Annotated in this window: 12 protein-coding genes and 1 pseudogene; 8 read left to right on the top strand and 5 right to left on the bottom strand. The window is 72.2% G+C overall.

The features are described 5' to 3' along the window. Window positions 1–506: 506 nt before the first annotated feature. On the bottom strand, window positions 507–1013 hold the full coding sequence (mce, locus tag AB0K03_RS28155) for a methylmalonyl-CoA epimerase (RefSeq protein ID WP_364690526.1): 507 nt from the start codon (window positions 1011–1013) through the stop codon (window positions 507–509). Between the two features lie 163 nt (window positions 1014–1176). Between mce and AB0K03_RS28150 the strand changes: the two genes are divergently transcribed. The 4 genes from AB0K03_RS28150 (at window position 1177) to AB0K03_RS28135 (ending at window position 6245) form a co-directional block, all read left to right on the top strand. Then, window positions 1177–2361 carry an acetyl-CoA C-acetyltransferase gene (locus tag AB0K03_RS28150; RefSeq protein ID WP_364690523.1) on the top strand — a complete coding sequence of 395 codons (1185 nt, stop codon included), beginning with the start codon at window positions 1177–1179 and terminating at the stop codon, window positions 2359–2361. Continuing rightward, window positions 2358–3368: a methylmalonyl Co-A mutase-associated GTPase MeaB gene (gene meaB / locus AB0K03_RS28145; protein WP_364690520.1), complete on the top strand. Its 1011-nt coding sequence runs from the start codon at window positions 2358–2360 to the stop codon at window positions 3366–3368. The genes AB0K03_RS28150 and meaB overlap by 4 nt, the downstream gene beginning before the upstream one ends. A 124-nt stretch (window positions 3369–3492) precedes the next feature. Next, window positions 3493–5025 carry a GGDEF domain-containing protein gene (locus tag AB0K03_RS28140; RefSeq protein ID WP_364690517.1) on the top strand — a complete coding sequence of 511 codons (1533 nt, stop codon included), beginning with the start codon at window positions 3493–3495 and terminating at the stop codon, window positions 5023–5025. Window positions 5026–5120: 95 nt separating this feature from the next. Continuing rightward, window positions 5121–6245: a substrate-binding domain-containing protein gene (locus AB0K03_RS28135; RefSeq protein WP_364690514.1), complete on the top strand. Its 1125-nt coding sequence runs from the start codon at window positions 5121–5123 to the stop codon at window positions 6243–6245. On the opposite strand, the gene AB0K03_RS28130 is transcribed toward AB0K03_RS28135, so the two are convergent. Together AB0K03_RS28130 and AB0K03_RS28125 are read right to left on the bottom strand one after the other, a co-directional pair. Beyond that, window positions 6238–6861, bottom strand: coding sequence for a Pr6Pr family membrane protein (locus AB0K03_RS28130; RefSeq protein WP_364690511.1), 624 nt, complete (start codon window positions 6859–6861; stop codon window positions 6238–6240). The genes AB0K03_RS28135 and AB0K03_RS28130 overlap by 8 nt on opposite strands. 24 nt (window positions 6862–6885) lie before the next feature. Continuing rightward, entirely contained in the window at window positions 6886–8424 is a 1539-nt protein-coding gene (locus AB0K03_RS28125) for a M4 family metallopeptidase (RefSeq protein ID WP_364690508.1), read from the bottom strand. Between the two features lie 145 nt (window positions 8425–8569). Here AB0K03_RS28125 and AB0K03_RS28120 point away from each other — a divergent pair, with 145 nt between their 5' ends. Next, window positions 8570–10243 (top strand): methylmalonyl-CoA mutase family protein, encoded by a 1674-nt coding sequence (locus tag AB0K03_RS28120; protein ID WP_364690505.1) that lies wholly within the window; start codon window positions 8570–8572, stop codon window positions 10241–10243. Window positions 10244–10248: 5 nt separating this feature from the next. Here the strand turns inward: AB0K03_RS28120 and AB0K03_RS28115 are convergent, their stop codons facing one another. Continuing rightward, on the bottom strand, window positions 10249–10797 hold the full coding sequence (locus tag AB0K03_RS28115) for a helix-turn-helix domain-containing protein (RefSeq protein WP_364690502.1): 549 nt from the start codon (window positions 10795–10797) through the stop codon (window positions 10249–10251). Window positions 10798–10874: 77 nt separating this feature from the next. Here AB0K03_RS28115 and AB0K03_RS28110 point away from each other — a divergent pair, with 77 nt between their 5' ends. From AB0K03_RS28110 to AB0K03_RS28100, 3 genes and pseudogenes are all read left to right on the top strand, one after another. Then, on the top strand, window positions 10875–11816 hold the full coding sequence (locus AB0K03_RS28110) for an SDR family NAD(P)-dependent oxidoreductase (RefSeq protein ID WP_364690499.1): 942 nt from the start codon (window positions 10875–10877) through the stop codon (window positions 11814–11816). 64 nt (window positions 11817–11880) lie between these two features. Continuing rightward, window positions 11881–12828, top strand: a complete 948-nt coding sequence (locus AB0K03_RS28105) for a tetratricopeptide repeat protein (protein WP_364690496.1) — start codon at window positions 11881–11883, stop codon at window positions 12826–12828. Between the two features lie 18 nt (window positions 12829–12846). Continuing rightward, window positions 12847–13743 (top strand): annotated as a pseudogene (locus tag AB0K03_RS28100) (arginase family protein); the annotation flags it as partial. Window positions 13744–14613: 870 nt separating this feature from the next. On the opposite strand, the gene AB0K03_RS28095 reads toward AB0K03_RS28100, so the two are convergent. Continuing rightward, entirely contained in the window at window positions 14614–16539 is a 1926-nt protein-coding gene (locus tag AB0K03_RS28095) for a penicillin-binding transpeptidase domain-containing protein (protein ID WP_364690493.1), read from the bottom strand. Window positions 16540–16697 lie beyond the last annotated feature (158 nt).

Raw genomic sequence — 16697 nt, 5'->3', positions numbered from 1 at the left:
GGGGCTACGCAAGAGCGTACGGGCCGGGTATTCCGCCCTAAGATCACCTTCGACCTGGCTGCCGAGGCCCCGTCGGCCGTTCGGGTGGCACCCCCTAGGGGTCTGCCCGCGCAGCGTCGCCACGCCGCTACCTGCTGTGCAGCCGAGGTGCGGAAGATCGTCTCATATCGGGGGCGTGCGGCGCTCCTCGATGGTCTCGATCCTGCCAGTCCGCGACCGCTGCGTGGGGATCATTCACCCGCAAGGCGTACGAAACAGGCAAGCGACACGGCCGACCCGGGTAGCGCGGCGCAAGTCCGAGCGGGCCGCCATCGGCGCAGTGACTGCGTCGACCGGCTGTTGCGTCGCCGAAGAGGGCATGCCGACCGGCTCGGCCGGGGGTCTGTCAAGCCGGGTCGGGCCGGTCAGGTCGCGGGTCGGTCGGGCCGGTCAGGTCGCGGGTCGGTCGGGCCGGTCAGGTCGCGGGTTGGTCGGGCCGGGCGGGTCGGCGGGGCCCGGCGGGTCGGTCAGGCCGGGTGGGGCGGGCGGGCCGGTTCCACGAGCTCGACCAGCACCCCGCCGGCGTCCTTGGGATGGACGAAGTTGATCCGCGACCCCGCCGTACCGCGCCGGGGCTCGTCGTAGAGCAGGCGCAGACCGCGGGCGCGCAGTGCCGCGGACGCCGCTTCGACGTCGCGCACGGTGTACGCCAGCTGCTGCAGCCCCGGCCCGTTGCGGTCGAGGAACTTGGCGATCGCCGAGTCGGGCCGCAGCGGCGCGAGCAGCTGGATGCGGGCGCCGGCGCCGTCGGGGCCGGCGGCGATCATGGCTTCGCGGACGCCTTGTTCCTCGTTCGCCTCCTCGTGCACGCAGCGCATGCCGAAGGTCCGCTCGTAGAAGGCGATGGCGTCGTCGAGGTCGGCGACGGCGATGCCGACGTGATCGACACGCAGCAGGCCGACAGGCGGCAGGGATTCCACGTCGGAGAGTGTGACATTCTCGCTCTCGTCCCCGCTGGGTGACGTAACGGTCATCCGGCTAGTCTGACCTAACCATCGTTCAGGCGTCGCGGCCGGTCCCCACGAGGGCGTGGCCGCGTCCTTGCCGGTGGGACCCCAGCCAACCGGAAAGCCGCCGGTCCGAGAGGCCCCGGCGGCGCGAAGCCACCCGTCGCAGCCACCCGAAAGCGAAGCTCCCGTGACCAGTTCGGTGATCGTCAGCGGCGCCCGTACCCCGATGGGGCGTCTTCTCGGCAACCTCAAGAACGTTCCGGCCACCGCCCTCGGCGGTCATGCGATCGCCGCGGCGCTCGAGCGCGGCGGGGTCCGGCCGGAGCAGGTCCAGTACGTGATCATGGGTCAGGTGCTCCAGGCGGGCGCCGGGCAGATCACCGCGCGGCAGGCCGCGGTCGCGGCCGGCATCCCGATGACCACGCCGGCGGTGACGGTCAACAAGGTGTGCCTCTCCGGGCTGGACGCGATCGCGCTGGCCGACCAGCTGATCCGTGCGGGCGAGTTCGACATCGTCGTGGCCGGCGGCATGGAGTCGATGACCAACGCGCCGCACCTGATGCTCGGGCAGCGGCAGGGCAAGAAGTACGGCGACATCCTGGTGCGGGACCACACCGCGTACGACGGTCTGATGGACCCGTGGGACGGCATCTCGATGGGTGAGTCGACCGAGCGCAGCGGCAAGGACCTCGGCATCTCCCGCGCCGAGCAGGACGCGTTCGCCGCGCTCAGCCACCAGCGGGCCGCAGCCGCGCAGCGCAACGGGCACTTCGCCGACGAGATCGTCCCGGTCAAGGCCGGGCTGCGCGGGGTGGACGAGGTGATCGACACCGACGAGGGCGTACGCCCCGACGCCACCGCCGAGTCGCTGGGCAAGCTGCGGCCGGCGTTCGCCAAGGACGGCACCATCACCGCGGGCAGCGCCTCGCCGATCTCCGACGGCGCCGCGGCCGTCGTGGTGATGAGCAGGGCGAAGGCCGAGGAGCTCGGGCTGACCTGGCTGGCGGAGATCGGCGCGCACGGCAACGTCGCCGGGCCGGACAGCTCGCTGCAGGCCCAGCCCGCCAACGCGATCAAGCACGCGCTGGCGAAGGAGGGCCTGACCGTCGCCGACCTCGACCTGATCGAGATGAACGAGGCGTTCGCGCAGGTCGTCATCCACTCGATGCGCGAGCTGAAGGTCAACGAGGACATCGTCAACGTGAACGGCGGCGCGATCGCGCTCGGTCACCCGATCGGCATGTCCGGCGCCCGGCTGGTGCTGACCCTCGCGCTGGAGCTCAAGCGCCGCGGCGGCGGCACGGGCGCGGCCGGCCTGTGCGGTGGCGGCGGCCAGGGCGACGCTCTGATCATCAAGGTTCCGGCGGCATGAGCGCCGGCGCCGGCGGTCCCGCGGATGCCGCAGCGCCTCGAGGGGCCGGGCGGCGGGACGTGCCGACGCTGGTCGCGCGGGCGCGCGAGGGCGATCCGAGGTCCGTCGCGCGCCTGATCAGCATGGTCGAGGACGGCGACCCGAAGCTTGCCGAGGTCGCCGCCGCGTTCGCGCCGTACGCCGGCCGGGCCCAGGTCGTGGGGCTGACCGGCTCGCCCGGGGTCGGCAAGTCGACCACCACCAACGAGCTGGTCCGCGCCCTGCGCGCGTCCGGGCGCCGGGTGGGGGTGCTGGCCGTCGACCCGTCCAGCCCGTTCACCGGCGGCGCGATCCTCGGCGACCGCGTACGCATGCAGGAGCACACCACCGACCCCGGCGTCTACATCCGGTCGATGTCCAGCCGGGGTCAGCTCGGCGGGCTCGCCGCCGCCACGCCGCAGGCGGTCCGCGTCCTGGAGGGCGCGGGGTGCGACGTGGTGCTGGTGGAGACGGTCGGCGTCGGCCAGGCCGAGGTGGAGATCGCCTCGCTGGCCGACACCACGCTGGTGCTGCTCGCGCCAGGGATGGGCGACGCCATCCAGGCCGTGAAGGCGGGCATCCTGGAGATCGCCGACGTCTTCGTGGTCAACAAGGCGGACCGCCCGGGCGCGGACGCCACGTACCGCGACATCCAGGGGATGCTGAGCCTCGGTGAGCGCGGTCCCGGTGACTGGCGGCCGCAGGTGGTGCGGGCGACCGCGGTCCGGGGCGAGGGCATCGACGACGTGGTGGCGGCCATCGAGAAGCACCGCGCGTGGCTGGAGAAGTCCGGCACGCTGCGGGCCGTGCATGAGAAGCGGGCCGCCGTCGAGGTCGAGGCGATCGCGCTCGGCACGCTGCGGGCCCGCATGGGAAACCTCCGCGACGGTACGGCGCTCAGCAAGCTGGCCGCGCAGGTGGCGGACGGCGCGCTGGATCCGTACGCGGCCGCCGCCGCCCTGCTGTCCGAGCTCGGTGGGCGTCACTGAGGTCACGACGAACACATAGGCGATTCACAGGCAGGAGGCTCAGGCCGGCCGCCGCAGCGCCGATGGGAGGAGTCGGCATCCCGCGTACCCGCGGGTAGCAGGACCGGGAACGAGGTGGCCCAGGATGTGGCGACCTCTCTCGCGCGCTCGGCGCGCCGATCCACTGATCGCCGCTCTTGTCGCCCTGCTCGTGGCGACGCACGTGGGCTTCGGTCTCGGCGGATTTTCGACCGGGTCCCAGGTTGTGGCGTTCTGGCTGCTCATGATCGCCGTCCAGGCATCCTTCACCGTGTCGGCCCGGCGGGTGGCGACTCACCTGACGCGGTCGGGCCCGGAGGGCGCCGCCGGTCGTGCCATGTGGCGGATGTTCGCGCTCGCCGGGGTCGTGCTCGTGCTCGGCAACGTCTGGCAGCTGGGGATCGTGCTGCGCGACCCGTTGTCCGTCGACGCGGCGATCGGCTCGGACCCGCAGCTCGCCTCGCTGGTGCTGGCCATGGCCCTGATCGTTGCGGGCCTGCTGCGCTATCCGATGGCCGAGATGAGGGCCGCCGAGCGTTTCCGGATGCGCATCGACGTCGCCACGGTGATGGCCGCGGCCACGACGTTCGGGCTGTGGGTCTCCGACCTGCCGTCCGGTCCGCGCAACGCCGGCTGGGTGCTGCACACGGCGACCATGATGCTGGTCCAGCCAGGGCTCTTCCTGGTCGCGGTCTTCGCCGTCGTCAAGATCGTGCTGGGCGGCCAGTCGGCGTTCGTGCGTACCGCCGGGCTGCTCAGCGGCACCACCGCGGTGCTGCAGGCGGTGCTCCAGGCCGTGCCGGTCCCGTACTACGTCGCACCGGCCACCATGCCGTGGTTGTTCGCGGCGAACGTGCTGGCCAGCGGCCTGATAGCGATCGCCGCGCGGGTCCAGGAGCGGCAGGTCCGCGCCGGTGCGCGGGACGCCACGCCGGGCGCGGCACGGCCGTACAGCCTGCTTCCGTACGGGGCCATGGCCGCCGTCTGGCTGCTCGCCGTCGCCGTGCTGGCGCGGCTCGGGCTCGACCTGCGCGCCTGGGTGGTCCTCGGCGGCTCCATGACCACCACCGTCCTGGTCGTCGCCCGGCAGGTGGCCGCGTTCCGGCACATCGCGGAGCTGCTGCGGGAGCGCGACGAGCTGACCGCCCAGCTCACCGAGATGGCGTTCCACGACGCGCTCACGACGCTGGCCAACCGCGGGCTGTTCATGCAGCGGCTGGAGGAGGCGCTGGCCGCCGGCCCGGCCACGGTGTTCCTCATCGACCTGGACGACTTCAAGCCGGTCAACGACGCGTACGGGCACGCCACCGGCGACGGGCTGCTCATCGAGGTCGGCCGGCGGCTGCGCGGCTGCGTACGCGCGGACGACACGGTGGCCCGCCTCGGTGGCGACGAGTTCGCCGTCCTGATCCGCGACGTGTCGGACGACCGGCGGTTGCAGGTGGCCGACGACCTCGCGGTGGCGCTGCACGGAAGCGTCCGCGTCGGCGCGGTGGAGGTGCCGCTGAGCGCGAGCATCGGCATGGCGATCGAGCGGCACGGCGGCCGGGATCCGGACAGCCTGCTGCACGAGGCCGACATGGCGATGTACGCGACCAAGGAACGTCGCCGCAACCTGCTCGGCAGTGACTTTGCGTAACTTTGAAGAAGCGTCCGGTAACTCGTCTTTTCCGCCAGGGTCACCCGGCCGTCGCCGCTGGTAGCGTTGCCGCCCTCTGGCCAGGAGGAACGCCCATGCGTACGAAACTGTTCGCCCTCGCCGCGGTCGGCCTGACCGCCATCTCCGGCATGTCCGCATGCACGGGCGGTGACGACGGCGGTGGCACCGCCTCGAGCGGCGGCACCCGCGCCGGGGCGGGCGCCGGCAAGGTCGGCGTGATCCTGCCGGACACCACCACCTCGCAGCGCTGGGGCACCGACGACCCGAAGCTGCTGCAGGCCGCCTTCGACGCGGCCGACGTCCCGGTCGACATCCAGAACGCCCAGGGTGACAAGGCGCAGTTCCAGCGGATCGCGGACAGCATGATCGCCGGGGGCGTCAAGGTGCTGATGATCGTGAACCTGGACTCGGCGACCGGCAAGGTGGTCCTCGACAAGGCCAAGGCCGAGGGCGTCAAGACCATCGACTACGACCGGCTGACCCTCAACGGCGGCGCGGACTACTACGTCAGCTTCGACAACGAGCAGGTCGGGGTGCTGCAGGGCCAGGGCCTGGTGCGATGCATGGCCGAGCAGGGCGCCACCGGCGGGCAGCCGCCGATGGTCGCCGACCTCAACGGCTCGCCGACCGACAACAACGCCTCCCAGTTCAAGGAGGGCTACGACTCGGTCCTGCAGCCCAAGTACGACAGCGGCGAGTATCTGAAGGGCCCCGACCAGTCCGTCGACGACTGGGACAACAAGGAGGCCGGCGTCGTCTTCCAGGAGATGTGGGACCAGACCAACAAGAACATCGACGGCGTCCTCGCCGCCAACGACGGGCTGGGTAACGCCGCCATCACGATCCTCAAGAAGGACAAGATGAACGGCAAGGTCCCGGTCACCGGGCAGGACGCGACCGTCCAGGGCCTGCAGAACATCCTGGCCGGCGACCAGTGCATGACCGTGTACAAGCCGATCAAGAAGGAGGCGGACGCGGCGGCGGACCTGGCGATCCGGCTCTACCGCGGCGAGACGCCCACCACGGGCGACCGGGTCAAGGACACGGAGTCGGGCGCGTACGTGCCGGCCGTGCTGCTCGATCCGCTGCCGATCGCGAAGAAGGACATCAACCTGGTGATCAAGGACGGCTTCGTCGAGAAGAAGGCGGTCTGCGCCGGCCGGTTCGCGCCGTTCTGCCGCGACGCGAACATCAGATGACGGGGTCCGGGTCCCGGTCGTCGGCCGCCGCCCGCCACCGGACCCGGTCGACCGCCACGAAAGCCAGGCCCAGCAGCCAGAAGGCCGCCGCGAAGAACACCGCGCTCAGCGAGACGCCGGCATAGCCCAGGTCGGTGACGTCGATGAACGGGTACGGGTACGTGTGCGTGATCAGGCCGCGGATCAGCGCGAAGCCGAGGTAGCCGAGCGGGAAGGCGAGCCAGTAGGCGGCGTACCGCCAGCGGAACCGGCGGCGCTCGTCGAAGATCAGCCAGTCCAGCACGGCGAGCAGCGGGACGACGGTGTGCAGCAGCTGGTTGCCGACCGACTCGGCGAAGGTGCGCTCGACGGGCCCCATGGAGAAGCCGCTCGCCGGGTTGGCCAGCACGAGGTGGTAGACGAGGCCGGTGATCGTCACGTACAGCGTGACGGCGCCCTTGAGCGCCGGCCGGGTGATCGGGCCGCGCGAAGCCGCCCAACCGGCGAAGAGGCCGTACGCCACATTGCTCTGGATCGTGAAGTACGGCAGCAGCCCGGACACGGTGGCGGCCCCGGCCGCCGTCAGCGCCACACCGGCGATGACGGCGACCAGGGCCGTGATCCGCAGAAATCTCACGGGGGAAAGCTACCGCCCGGTAATTCAGCAGGCGGCGTCGGTGCCCGCCACGTTGACCGCGGTCCAGGCCTTCTGCACGGCCTTGTACTCGGTGCTGCACCGGCCGTAGAGGTCGGTCGTCGCCGAGAGGGTGTACCCGCGGGCCTTGGCGTACGTGGTGCTCGAGGTGAAGTAGGTGGTCAGCGCCCGGTACCAGATCGCCGCGGCCTTGGCCCGGCCGATGCCGGTGACCGCGCCGGCGGAGCCGCAGACCGGGGAGGTGCCGTACGCGGTGGTGCCGGTGCCCTCCGCCAGGTTGAAGAAGAAGTGGTTGCCGACGCCCGAGGAGTAGTGCACGTCGACGCTCTTCGTGCTGGTCGACCAGCAGTTCTGGCTGCCCCGGCCGTCCAGCGACGGGTTGTACATGTAGCGCAGCGGGGTCCCGTTGCCGTTGATGTTGATCTTCTCGCCGATCTGGTAGTCGCCCGGGTCCGCGCTGTTGCCGGCGTAGAACTCGACCATCGTGGCGAAGATGTCGGACGTCGCCTCGTTGAGGCCGCCGGACTCACCGGAGTAGGTGAGGTTGGCGGTGCGCTCGGTGACGCCGTGGGACATCTCGTGCGCGGCCACGTCCATGGACACCAGCGGCTTGGCGTTGCCGGAGCCGTCGCCGTACGTCATCTGCGAGCCGTCCCAGAACGCGTTGACGTACGAGCTGCCGTAGTGCACCCGCGACGGCACGCCGGTGCCGTTGTTGAAGATGCCCTTCCGGCCGAACGTCGAGTTGTAGTAGTCGTACGTCTTCGCGGCGCCGTAGTGCGCGTCGACCGCGGCCGACTGGCGGCTGCTCGTGGTGCCCGTACCCCAGACGTTGTCGGCGTCGGTGAACAGCGTGCACGTACCGGAGGTCCGGTTGTTCATGTCGCAGGTCGTGCCGTTGCCGTGCGCCGCGTCCTTGAGGCTGTAGCTGCTCGTCGACACCTGCGTGGTGTTGATGGAGACGGCGCCGGAGTAGAGGCTGTTGCCGGTGGCGGTCTCGACGGTGTCCCAGGAGCTGAGCACCTTGCCCGTGGTGGCGTCGGTGACGACATGCAGCCGGGACGGGGTCTGTCCGTCCGGTGCCATGCCGGCGACGACCGTCTCGTACGCGAGCGTGCCCGTACCCTCGGTGGCGTCGACGACCAGCTCGGGCGAGCCGACCTCGGCGACCGTACCGGCGAAGCGGCTCTTCGCGGCCGCGGCGGCCGACGCGGCGCTCTTCGCCGGAGTCGTGCTGAGCGCCAGCGGGGTGGTGAGGCCGACCGACGCGCTGCGCAGGGCTCCGTTCGTGCCGTGCAGCACGAAGTCGCCGCCCAGCACGCGCAGCCCCTCGTACGTCCGGCGGTAGCGCACGTGGGTCGTGCCGTCGGCGTCCTTGGCGCTCGCGATGACCGCGAACGCGTCACCGGCGCCGGCCTTGACGGCGGCGCGGTGGGCGGAGGGGGACAGCGGATCGGCTGCCGGGGCCGCGTTCGCGACGTCGGCGCCGGCCAGCAGCCCGCCCAGGAGCAGGGCGGAGCCGACGGCGGCGATGGACTTCTTCACTCGGGGATCTCCTGACCGTGGGGGATGCGGCGGTGACCGCGCAGTCAGACTTCTCCGTCACATGCAGCCCTGTGAATATCCTGAAAAAGTCATAGCATCCGCGGGTGCTTAGCGATCGTTCAGGTTTGCGCATACGATGTGCGCCATGGACGCAGCCGACATCGCCGCCGGTCGCGAGCGCTGGCAGAAGCGCTACGACGACGCCCGCAAACGGGACGCCGACTTCACCACGCTGTCCGGGACCAGCGTCGACCCGGTGTACGGGCCCGCGCCCGGTGACGCCGTGCAGGGCTTCGAACGCATCGGGTGGCCGGGCGAGTTCCCGTACACCCGGGGCCTGTATCCGACCGGCTACCGCGGACGGACCTGGACCATCCGGCAGTTCGCGGGCTTCGGCAACGCCCAGCAGACCAACGAGCGCTACAAGATGATCCTGGCCGCGGGCGGCGGGGGCCTGAGCGTCGCGTTCGACATGCCCACGCTGATGGGCCGCGACTCCGACGATCCGCAGTCGCTCGGCGAGGTCGGCCACTGCGGCGTCGCGATCGACTCGGCCGCCGACATGGACGTGCTCTTCGACGGCATCAAGCTGCAGGACGTCACGACCAGCATGACGATCTCCGGCCCGGCCGTGCCGGTCTTCTGCATGTACCTGGTCGCGGCCGAGCGGCAGGGCGCCGACCTGAGCAGGCTCGACGGCACGCTGCAGACGGACATCTTCAAGGAGTACATCGCGCAGAAGGAGTGGCTCTTCGCGCCCGAGCCGCACCTGCGCCTGATCGGCGACCTGATGGAGTACTGCGCCCGGGAGATCCCGCGGTACAAGCCGTTGTCGGTCTCCGGCTACCACATCCGGGAGGCGGGCTCTACGGCCGCGCAGGAGCTGGCGTACACGCTGGCCGACGGCTTCGGGTACGTCGAGCTCGGCCTCTCCCGCGGCCTCGACGTCAACACGTTCGCGCCCGGCCTCAGCTTCTTCTTCGACGCGCACGTCGACTTCTTCGAGGAGATCGCCAAGTTCCGCGCGGCCCGCCGGATCTGGGCCCGGCACCTGCGCGACGAGTACGGCGCCACCAGCGAGAAGGCGCTCTGGCTCAAGTTCCACACGCAGACCGCCGGGGTGTCGCTCACCGCGCAGCAGCCGGTCAACAACGTCGTACGGACGGCCGTGGAGGCGCTCGCGGCGGTGCTCGGCGGCACGAACTCGCTGCACACCAACGCTCTCGACGAGACGCTGGCGCTGCCCACCGACGAGTCCGCCGAGATCGCCCTGCGGACCCAGCAGGTCCTGATGGAGGAGACCGGCGTGACCAACGTGGCCGACCCGCTGGGCGGCTCCTGGTACGTCGAGGCGCTCACCGACCGGATCGAGGCCGAGGCGGAGGAGATCTTCGCCCGCATCCGCGACCTCGGTCACGACGGCACGATGACCTCGGGCATCCTGCGCGGCATCGAGGACGGCTGGTTCACGGCCAACATCGCCGAGGCCGCCTTCACCTACCAGCAGGCGCTGGAGAAGAACGAGAAGAAGATCGTCGGCGTCAACGTGCACACCGGCACGGTCGCCAAGGACCTGGAGATCCTGCGCGTCTCGCACGAGGTCGAGCTCGAGCAGCGGCGCGGGCTGGCCGCCCGCAAGGACGACCGCGATCGCGTACGCGTGGAGCAGGCGCTGGCGCGCCTGGTCGAGGCCGCGCGCGGCGACGAGAACATGATCCCCGCGATGCTCGACGCGGCGCGGGCTGAGGCCACGCTGGGCGAGATCTGCGGCGCGCTCAAGGACGTCTGGGGCATCTACCGCGAGCCCGCCCGCTTCTAGGGCTTCTAGGGGCGCAGCCCCTTCAGCACGATGTCGAGATAGCGATCGGCGGCGGCCTCCGGGTCGCCGCCGCTGCGCGCCGCGTGCTGGATGCCGCAGGTCAGCCGGCGGAAGTCGTCGGGCGTGACGTCCGGGCGTACGACGCCGGCCGCTCGCGCCCGGTCCAGCACCACCAGCGACGCCGCGCCCAGCTCCTTGCTCAGCTCCGCGGTGTCCACACACTCGAAGCCCGGCTCCGACAGCACCGCCGCCAGGCTGGCGTCGGTGAGCTGACGCCGTAGCGCCGCCCGCAGCAGGGTGGCCAGGCCCGCGGCGATGTCCGGATTCTCCGCCGCCGCCCGCGCCTCCGCGACCAGTTCGGCGAAGCTCTCCGTCGCGAGGCCCTCCAGCAGCGCCCGGCGGGTGGGGAAGTGCCGGTAGACCGTACCCACGCCCACGCCGGCCTCCTTGGCGATGGCGTTCATCGGGAGCTCCAGGTCGCCTGCCGACACCCGGGCCCGGGCGGCGGCCAGCGCCTGCGCCCGGACGCGGGCGGAGTCTGCGCGCAACGTCACACGCAGAGGATAACTCATCCGTTTCCGTGCTACTGTCGGCTCGGAACGGATAGATAATCCGCTGAGAAGGGACAGTCATGGCTGTGCGGTGGAGCTTCGACGACATGCCCGACCAGGCCGGCCGTACGGTGGTGGTCACCGGGGCCAGCAGCGGGCTCGGCCTGGTGCTGGCCGACCGGCTGGCCCGGCGCGGCGCGTCGGTGATCATGGCGGTCCGGGACGTCGCCAAGGGCGAGCGGATCCGCGCCGGCCTGACCGGCGACCTGGAGGTGCGCCAGGTCGACCTGGGCGACCTCGACTCGGTACGGCGCTTCGCGGACGGTCTGCACGCCGACGACCGCCGCATCGACGTGCTCGTCAACAACGCGGGGATCGGCGGGCAGACGCGGGAGCTGACGCCGCAGGGCTACGAGAGTGTGTTCGCCACCAACCACCTCGGCGCCTTCGCGCTCACCGGTCTGCTGCTGGACCTGTTCCGGCCCGACCGGGATCCGCGCGTCGTGGCGGTCGGGTCGAACCTGTACCGGCGGATCCGGCCCCGTACCGACTTCGAGGACCTGAGCGCCGAGCGGAGCTTCGCGCCGGGGCCCGCGTACGTGAAATCCAAGCTGGCCAACATCCTCTTCGGAGCGGAGCTCGATCGCCGGCTGCGCCGGGCGGGGAGCCCGGTGCGCAGCTTGCTCAGCCACCCGGGCATGGCGTCCACCCCGATGCACGACGGTGCCCGGACGGTCGCGCAGAAGGCGATGGTGACGATCGGCGGTGCCTTGTTCAGCCGCCCGGTCGAGCAGGCCGCGTTGCCGCTCGCTTTCGCCGCCACCGACCCGGCCGCCCGCACCGGCGTCCTCCTCGGCTTCGCGGCCCGGAAAAAGGACATCCGCGTGCACTTCGACGCGCTCGTGCCGCCCGCCGACGACCGGCGTCTCGCCACCCGGCTGTGGCGCATCTCGGAGGAGGCAACCGGCGTGCGCTACCTCAGCGACGCCGTGCTCGCCGAGGGCGACGACCAACGCCTGTGACGTCCGATATCGCCTGCCCGGCGGCGCGGCGGACACGCCCGGGTGCGTGCGAGACTAGGTAACCATGAGCGACCCACGGACCACTCCGTCGATCTTCACCCGCGGCGCGGTCGATCTCGGCGCGCTGCGCCCGGCGAGCAAGCCCGCGCCGTCCACGCCGGCCGCCTCCGGCCCGGCCGGCCCGGCCGCCGGCGGCCCCGCCGGGGCGCCCGCCGCGAACCCGGGCGGCGCCCCGGGCGCACCCGCCGCGGTGATCGACGTGACGGAAGCGAACTTCCAGACGACGGTGCTGCAGCTGTCGATGACGACGCCGGTCATCCTCGACTTCTGGGCCGACTGGTGCGAGCCCTGCAAGCAGCTCAGCCCGGTCCTGGAGAAACTGGCCGCCGAGGGTGGCGGCAGCTGGGTGCTCGGCAAGGTCGACGTGGACGCCAACCCGCGGCTGGCGCAGGCGCTGCGCGTCCAGGGCATCCCGATGGTCGTCGCGGTCGTGGGCGGCCAGCTCGTCGAGGGCTTCACCGGCGTGCTGCCCGAGCCCGAGGTGCGCCGGTATGTCGACGCGGTGCTCAAGGCCGGCGGCGTGCAGGTCGCCCCGGCGGAGGACCCGCGGATGGACGCGGCCGACGACGCGCTGATGGGCGGCGACCTCGACGAGGCCGAGGCGGCGTACAGGAAGATCCTCGCCGAGTCCCCGCAGGACCGCGCGGCCGAGTCGGGGCTCGCCCAGGTCGAGCTCTACCGGCGGATCGAGGGCGTCGACCCGGCCGCGGTGCTGGCGAAGGCGGCGGCCGACCCCGACGACCTCGACGCGCAGCGGCTCGCCGCGGATGTCGAGGTCCTCAGCGGACAGGCGCCCGAGGCGTACGAGCGCCTGGTCGCCGCGGTGAAGCGGTCCTCCGGCGAGGAACGCGACGCCGTCCGCAAGCACCTGTTGTCGCTGTTCACCGTCGCCGGGCCGGACGACCCGGCGGTGGCGAGCGCGCGCCGTGCGCTCGCCCGCGCGCTCTTCTAGGCACAGTACGGGGGCCCCATGCGCCGCATAGCCGTGCTCGACGCGCCGTCCAACCTCGGACTGCGCCCGCCGACCGCGACGTCGGTTCCCGGCTGCGCGAAGGCGCCCGGGGCCCTGCGCGACCAGGGGCTGCTCCGCCGGCTCGACGCCCGGGACGCGGGCTGCCTCACGCCGCCGCGGTACGACCCCGGGGACTGGCGGCCCGGCGACGGCGTGTGCCACGCACCCGAGATCGCGCTGTACTCGCGCCGGCTCGCCGACCGCATCGGCGCGATCATCGATCAGGGCGAGTTCCCCGTCGTGCTCGGCGGGGACTGCTCGATCGTGCTCGGCTCGGCGCTGGCCATGCACCGCCTCGGCGAGGCCGTGGGCGGGCGCATCGGACTGGTCTTCGTGGACGGTCACTCGGACTTCCGGCACCCCGGCAACGCCTCGTACGTGGGCGCGGCCGCGGGCGAGGACCTGGCCCTGGTGACCGGCCGCGGCCAGGCCGACCTGGCGGCGATGGAGGGCCGGCGGCCGTACTACCGCGACATCGACGTGGTGGTGATGGGCATCCGCGCCCAGGACGAGTACCGCCTCGACCTGCAGGCCGCCGGCATCGTGACCCGCCCGGTGCCGATGCTGCGCGCGGAGGGTGCGGCCCGCAGCGCCCAGTGGGCCCGTGAGCAGCTCGTCGACTGCGCCGGTTACTGGGTGCACCTCGACGTCGACGTCCTCGACCCGGCCGTGATGCCGGCCGTGGACGCGCCCGAGCCGGGCGGCATCGCGGTCCCCGAGCTGGAGCTGCTCCTCGCCGGCCTGGTCGAGTCGCCGCACTGCCTAGGCGTGGAGATCACGGTCTTCGACCCCGACTACGACCCCGACGGCCGGTACGCCGAGGAGATCACCGCGGCGATCGTCGCCGGGCTGAAGTCGGCGCACACGGTGGACGTCCGGCCCGACCTGGTCGCCGCGCGGCAGGACCTCCTCGCGCCCAATGCCCCCGGCAAGCTGGCCCCGGCCCGCCCCGAGGACCCGATCGAGGAGCGGCGTGCCGCCGCGGCGGCGGACGACGTGGCGCTCGCCGCGGCCGGGATGTCGGGTGGCGGCCCGGGCGCGGGCCACGGCGAGGAGGTGGCCGCGCCGGCGACGACGCTGCTCGCGGTGGAGGAGGCCGGCGAGGTGGAGGCGCGGGTGGTGGAGCCCGCTCCCGGCGCCGGGGTCGTCGCCACCGGCGGGTACGCGCACGCCGACGCTGATGCGGTGATCGACGCGGAGGTGGAGCCGGACGCCGATGCCCACGCCGAGCCGGGCGCCGAGCCGGGCGCCGAGCCGGACGCCGAGTCGCCCGCCGAGCCGGACGCCGAGTCGCCCGCCGAGCCGGACGCCGAGCTGGGCGCCGAGTCGCACGCCGAGCCGGCCGCCGAGTCGCACGCCGAGCCTCATGCCGAGCTGGATCCCGTGGCCGAGGAAGAGCTCGAGGTCGTCGCCGAGGTCATTCCCGAATTCGTTGCTGAGCCGGAGGCCGAGGCTGAGGGAGAGCCGCAGGCCGAGGCTGAGGTCGAGGCCGAGATCGTGGCCGAGGCCGAGCTTGATGGCGAGGCGGAGGATGAGACCCAAGCCGGGGACGGGCATGAGGAGCGGGCGCTGCGGCCGCTCGGTCAGGCGCCGCTGCTCGACTCCGAGCCGCTGCCCGCGACGATGCCCGGCATGCTCCGCCCCCGGCCGATCGACGAATTCTCCCTGCCGGCGCAGCGCCCCGCGTTCGAGATCGGACCCGAGGCGGCCGCCGAGCTCACCTGATCACCGGTTGAGGCCCGTCAGGAAGCGCTTGACGATCGGCACCGCCGCCTCGGCTCCCGCGCCGCCGCGCTGCACCATGACCGCGAACGCGACGTCGCCCTGCCAGCCCACGAACCAGGCGTGGGTCTCCTCCGACTTGTCGGCGAACTCGGCCGTGCCGGTCTTGCCGTACACGGCGCCGCCGGGGGCGTCCCGCAGGTCGTCACCGGTGCCCTTGGTGACCACCTCGCGCATCAGCGTGTGCAGCGGCCCGACCGACGTGTCCGCCAGCTTCGGGCCGTCCGGGGCCGGCTGGGAGGGCGCCGGGTCCAGCACGAGCCGCGGCTGCTTGAACTGACCGCGGGCCACCGCCGCCGTCGCGCTCGCCATCGCGAGCGGGCTCACCGCCGTCGCGCCCTGGCCGAAGGTCGCGGCCGCCAGCTCCGTGGGGCTGTCGGCGGGGGACAGCTTGCCGGGGAAGGCCGCCGCGCCCAGGTCCCACTGGGCACCGATGCCCAGCTTCGTCGCGGCGTCCCTGAGCCCGTCCGCGCCGAGTTTCGGGGCGAGCTCGACGAACGCCGTGTTGCACGACTTGGCGAAGTCGGTGCGGAACGGGACCGAGCCCAGGACCATGTCGTGGGAGTTCTTGAACTCGCGGCCACTGACCTTCTTGGTCTTGGGGCAGGCCACCGTGCCGTCCAGGGTGACCGCCTTCTTGTCCAGCAGGCCCAGCGTGGACACCATCTTGAAGGTGGATCCGGGCGGGACCTGGCCGGTCAGCGCGGTGTCCACGCCGCCGCCGTCGGGGCCGTTGGCGACCGCCAGCACCGAGGAGTCGCTGATCCGGATCGCCACCAGCGCGCTGGGCTGCTTCTCGGCGGCGACCGCGTCGTCCGCCGCGTTCTGCGTACGGGTGTCCAGCGTGGTCTTGATCGGTTTGCCGGCCACCGGCTCGATGCTGTAGAGCTGCGAGTCCTCGATCTTGTCGTCGGGGGTCTTCCGGGCGATCACCACCGCCTGCCCCGGTGTGCCGCGCAGCTGGCCGTCGTAGCGCTGCTGCAGCCCGCCGTGGCCCACCTGGTCGCCCTGGGCCAGCGTGTCCGGGTTCGCGTCGAGGTCCTCGCGGGTGGCCTCGTCGACGGTGCCGATCGTGGCGCGGGCGAACGGCCGGGTGGGCGCCAGCTCCCGCTGCTCGTCGCGGAACACCATGCCGTCCAGGGTGTTCAGCTTGTCGCGCACCTTGACGAAGTCGGTCTGCCGCAGGGTGACCACGTCGACGAACGCGTCCGGCTTCGAGTTGCGGGCCCGGGTGGCGAGGTCGTCGGTGTCGAGGTCGACCTTGACCGTCTTCAGCGTCGTGCCGAGCTCCTTGAAGAGTTTCGGCTGGTCGGGGATCTGGTCCGGCCGGACGCCGACGACCACGACCGCCCGCTTGGTCACCAGCGGCTTGCCGTCGGGGCCGAGCAGGTCCGCCCGGTCGGCGGCCTTGCGGCGCAGTTCCAGCCGGTCGCCGTCGGTGAGCTCGCTGTGCACGACGGCCGGCTCCCACACCACCCGCCAGCCGTCGGAGTTGGCCTTCGTCAGCCGTACGGTGCTCTGGTAGGACCACGCGGACCCGCCCGGCAGCGTCCAGTCGATCTTGATCGGGGCGGAGGCGATGTCACCGGTCTCCTTGGCGTCGCCCTGCTGCGACAGCAGGACCGACGACTTGGCCAGGTCCCCCGAGAGCCCCTGGAGCTTGGCGTACACGTCCTCGGCGGAGATCCGGCCGCCTGCCGCGGTGACGAAACCGACCTTGCTCAGGTCGCCGTTGCGCCAGCCGTCGAGGAACGCCTTCACCGTGTCGCCGGGCCCGTTCGACCCCGAGCACGCGGCCAGGACGGAGCCGGCGAGCGCGAGCCCGGCCAGCGCGGCGACGGCTCGGCGGGCGCGTCCGATCCGGTGCATGAGGTTGCCCCTCCCCAGGTACGAACCAGGAAACGTACGGAACGGTAACCTCCCCGCGCTCGTCCGGAGCGCCCGTGCTGCGTGAGATGTGTCTAATTCGTTGTCGGATCTTCGCTTGCGCACCCCGGGTGTGCCCGGCCCTCCGCCCGCAGGATCTA

It is taken from the genome of Actinoplanes sp. NPDC049316 (genome assembly GCF_040677315.1).
Classification (GTDB): Bacteria; Actinomycetota; Actinomycetes; order Mycobacteriales; family Micromonosporaceae; genus Actinoplanes.
This window is presented reverse-complemented; position numbering and strand designations above follow the sequence as displayed.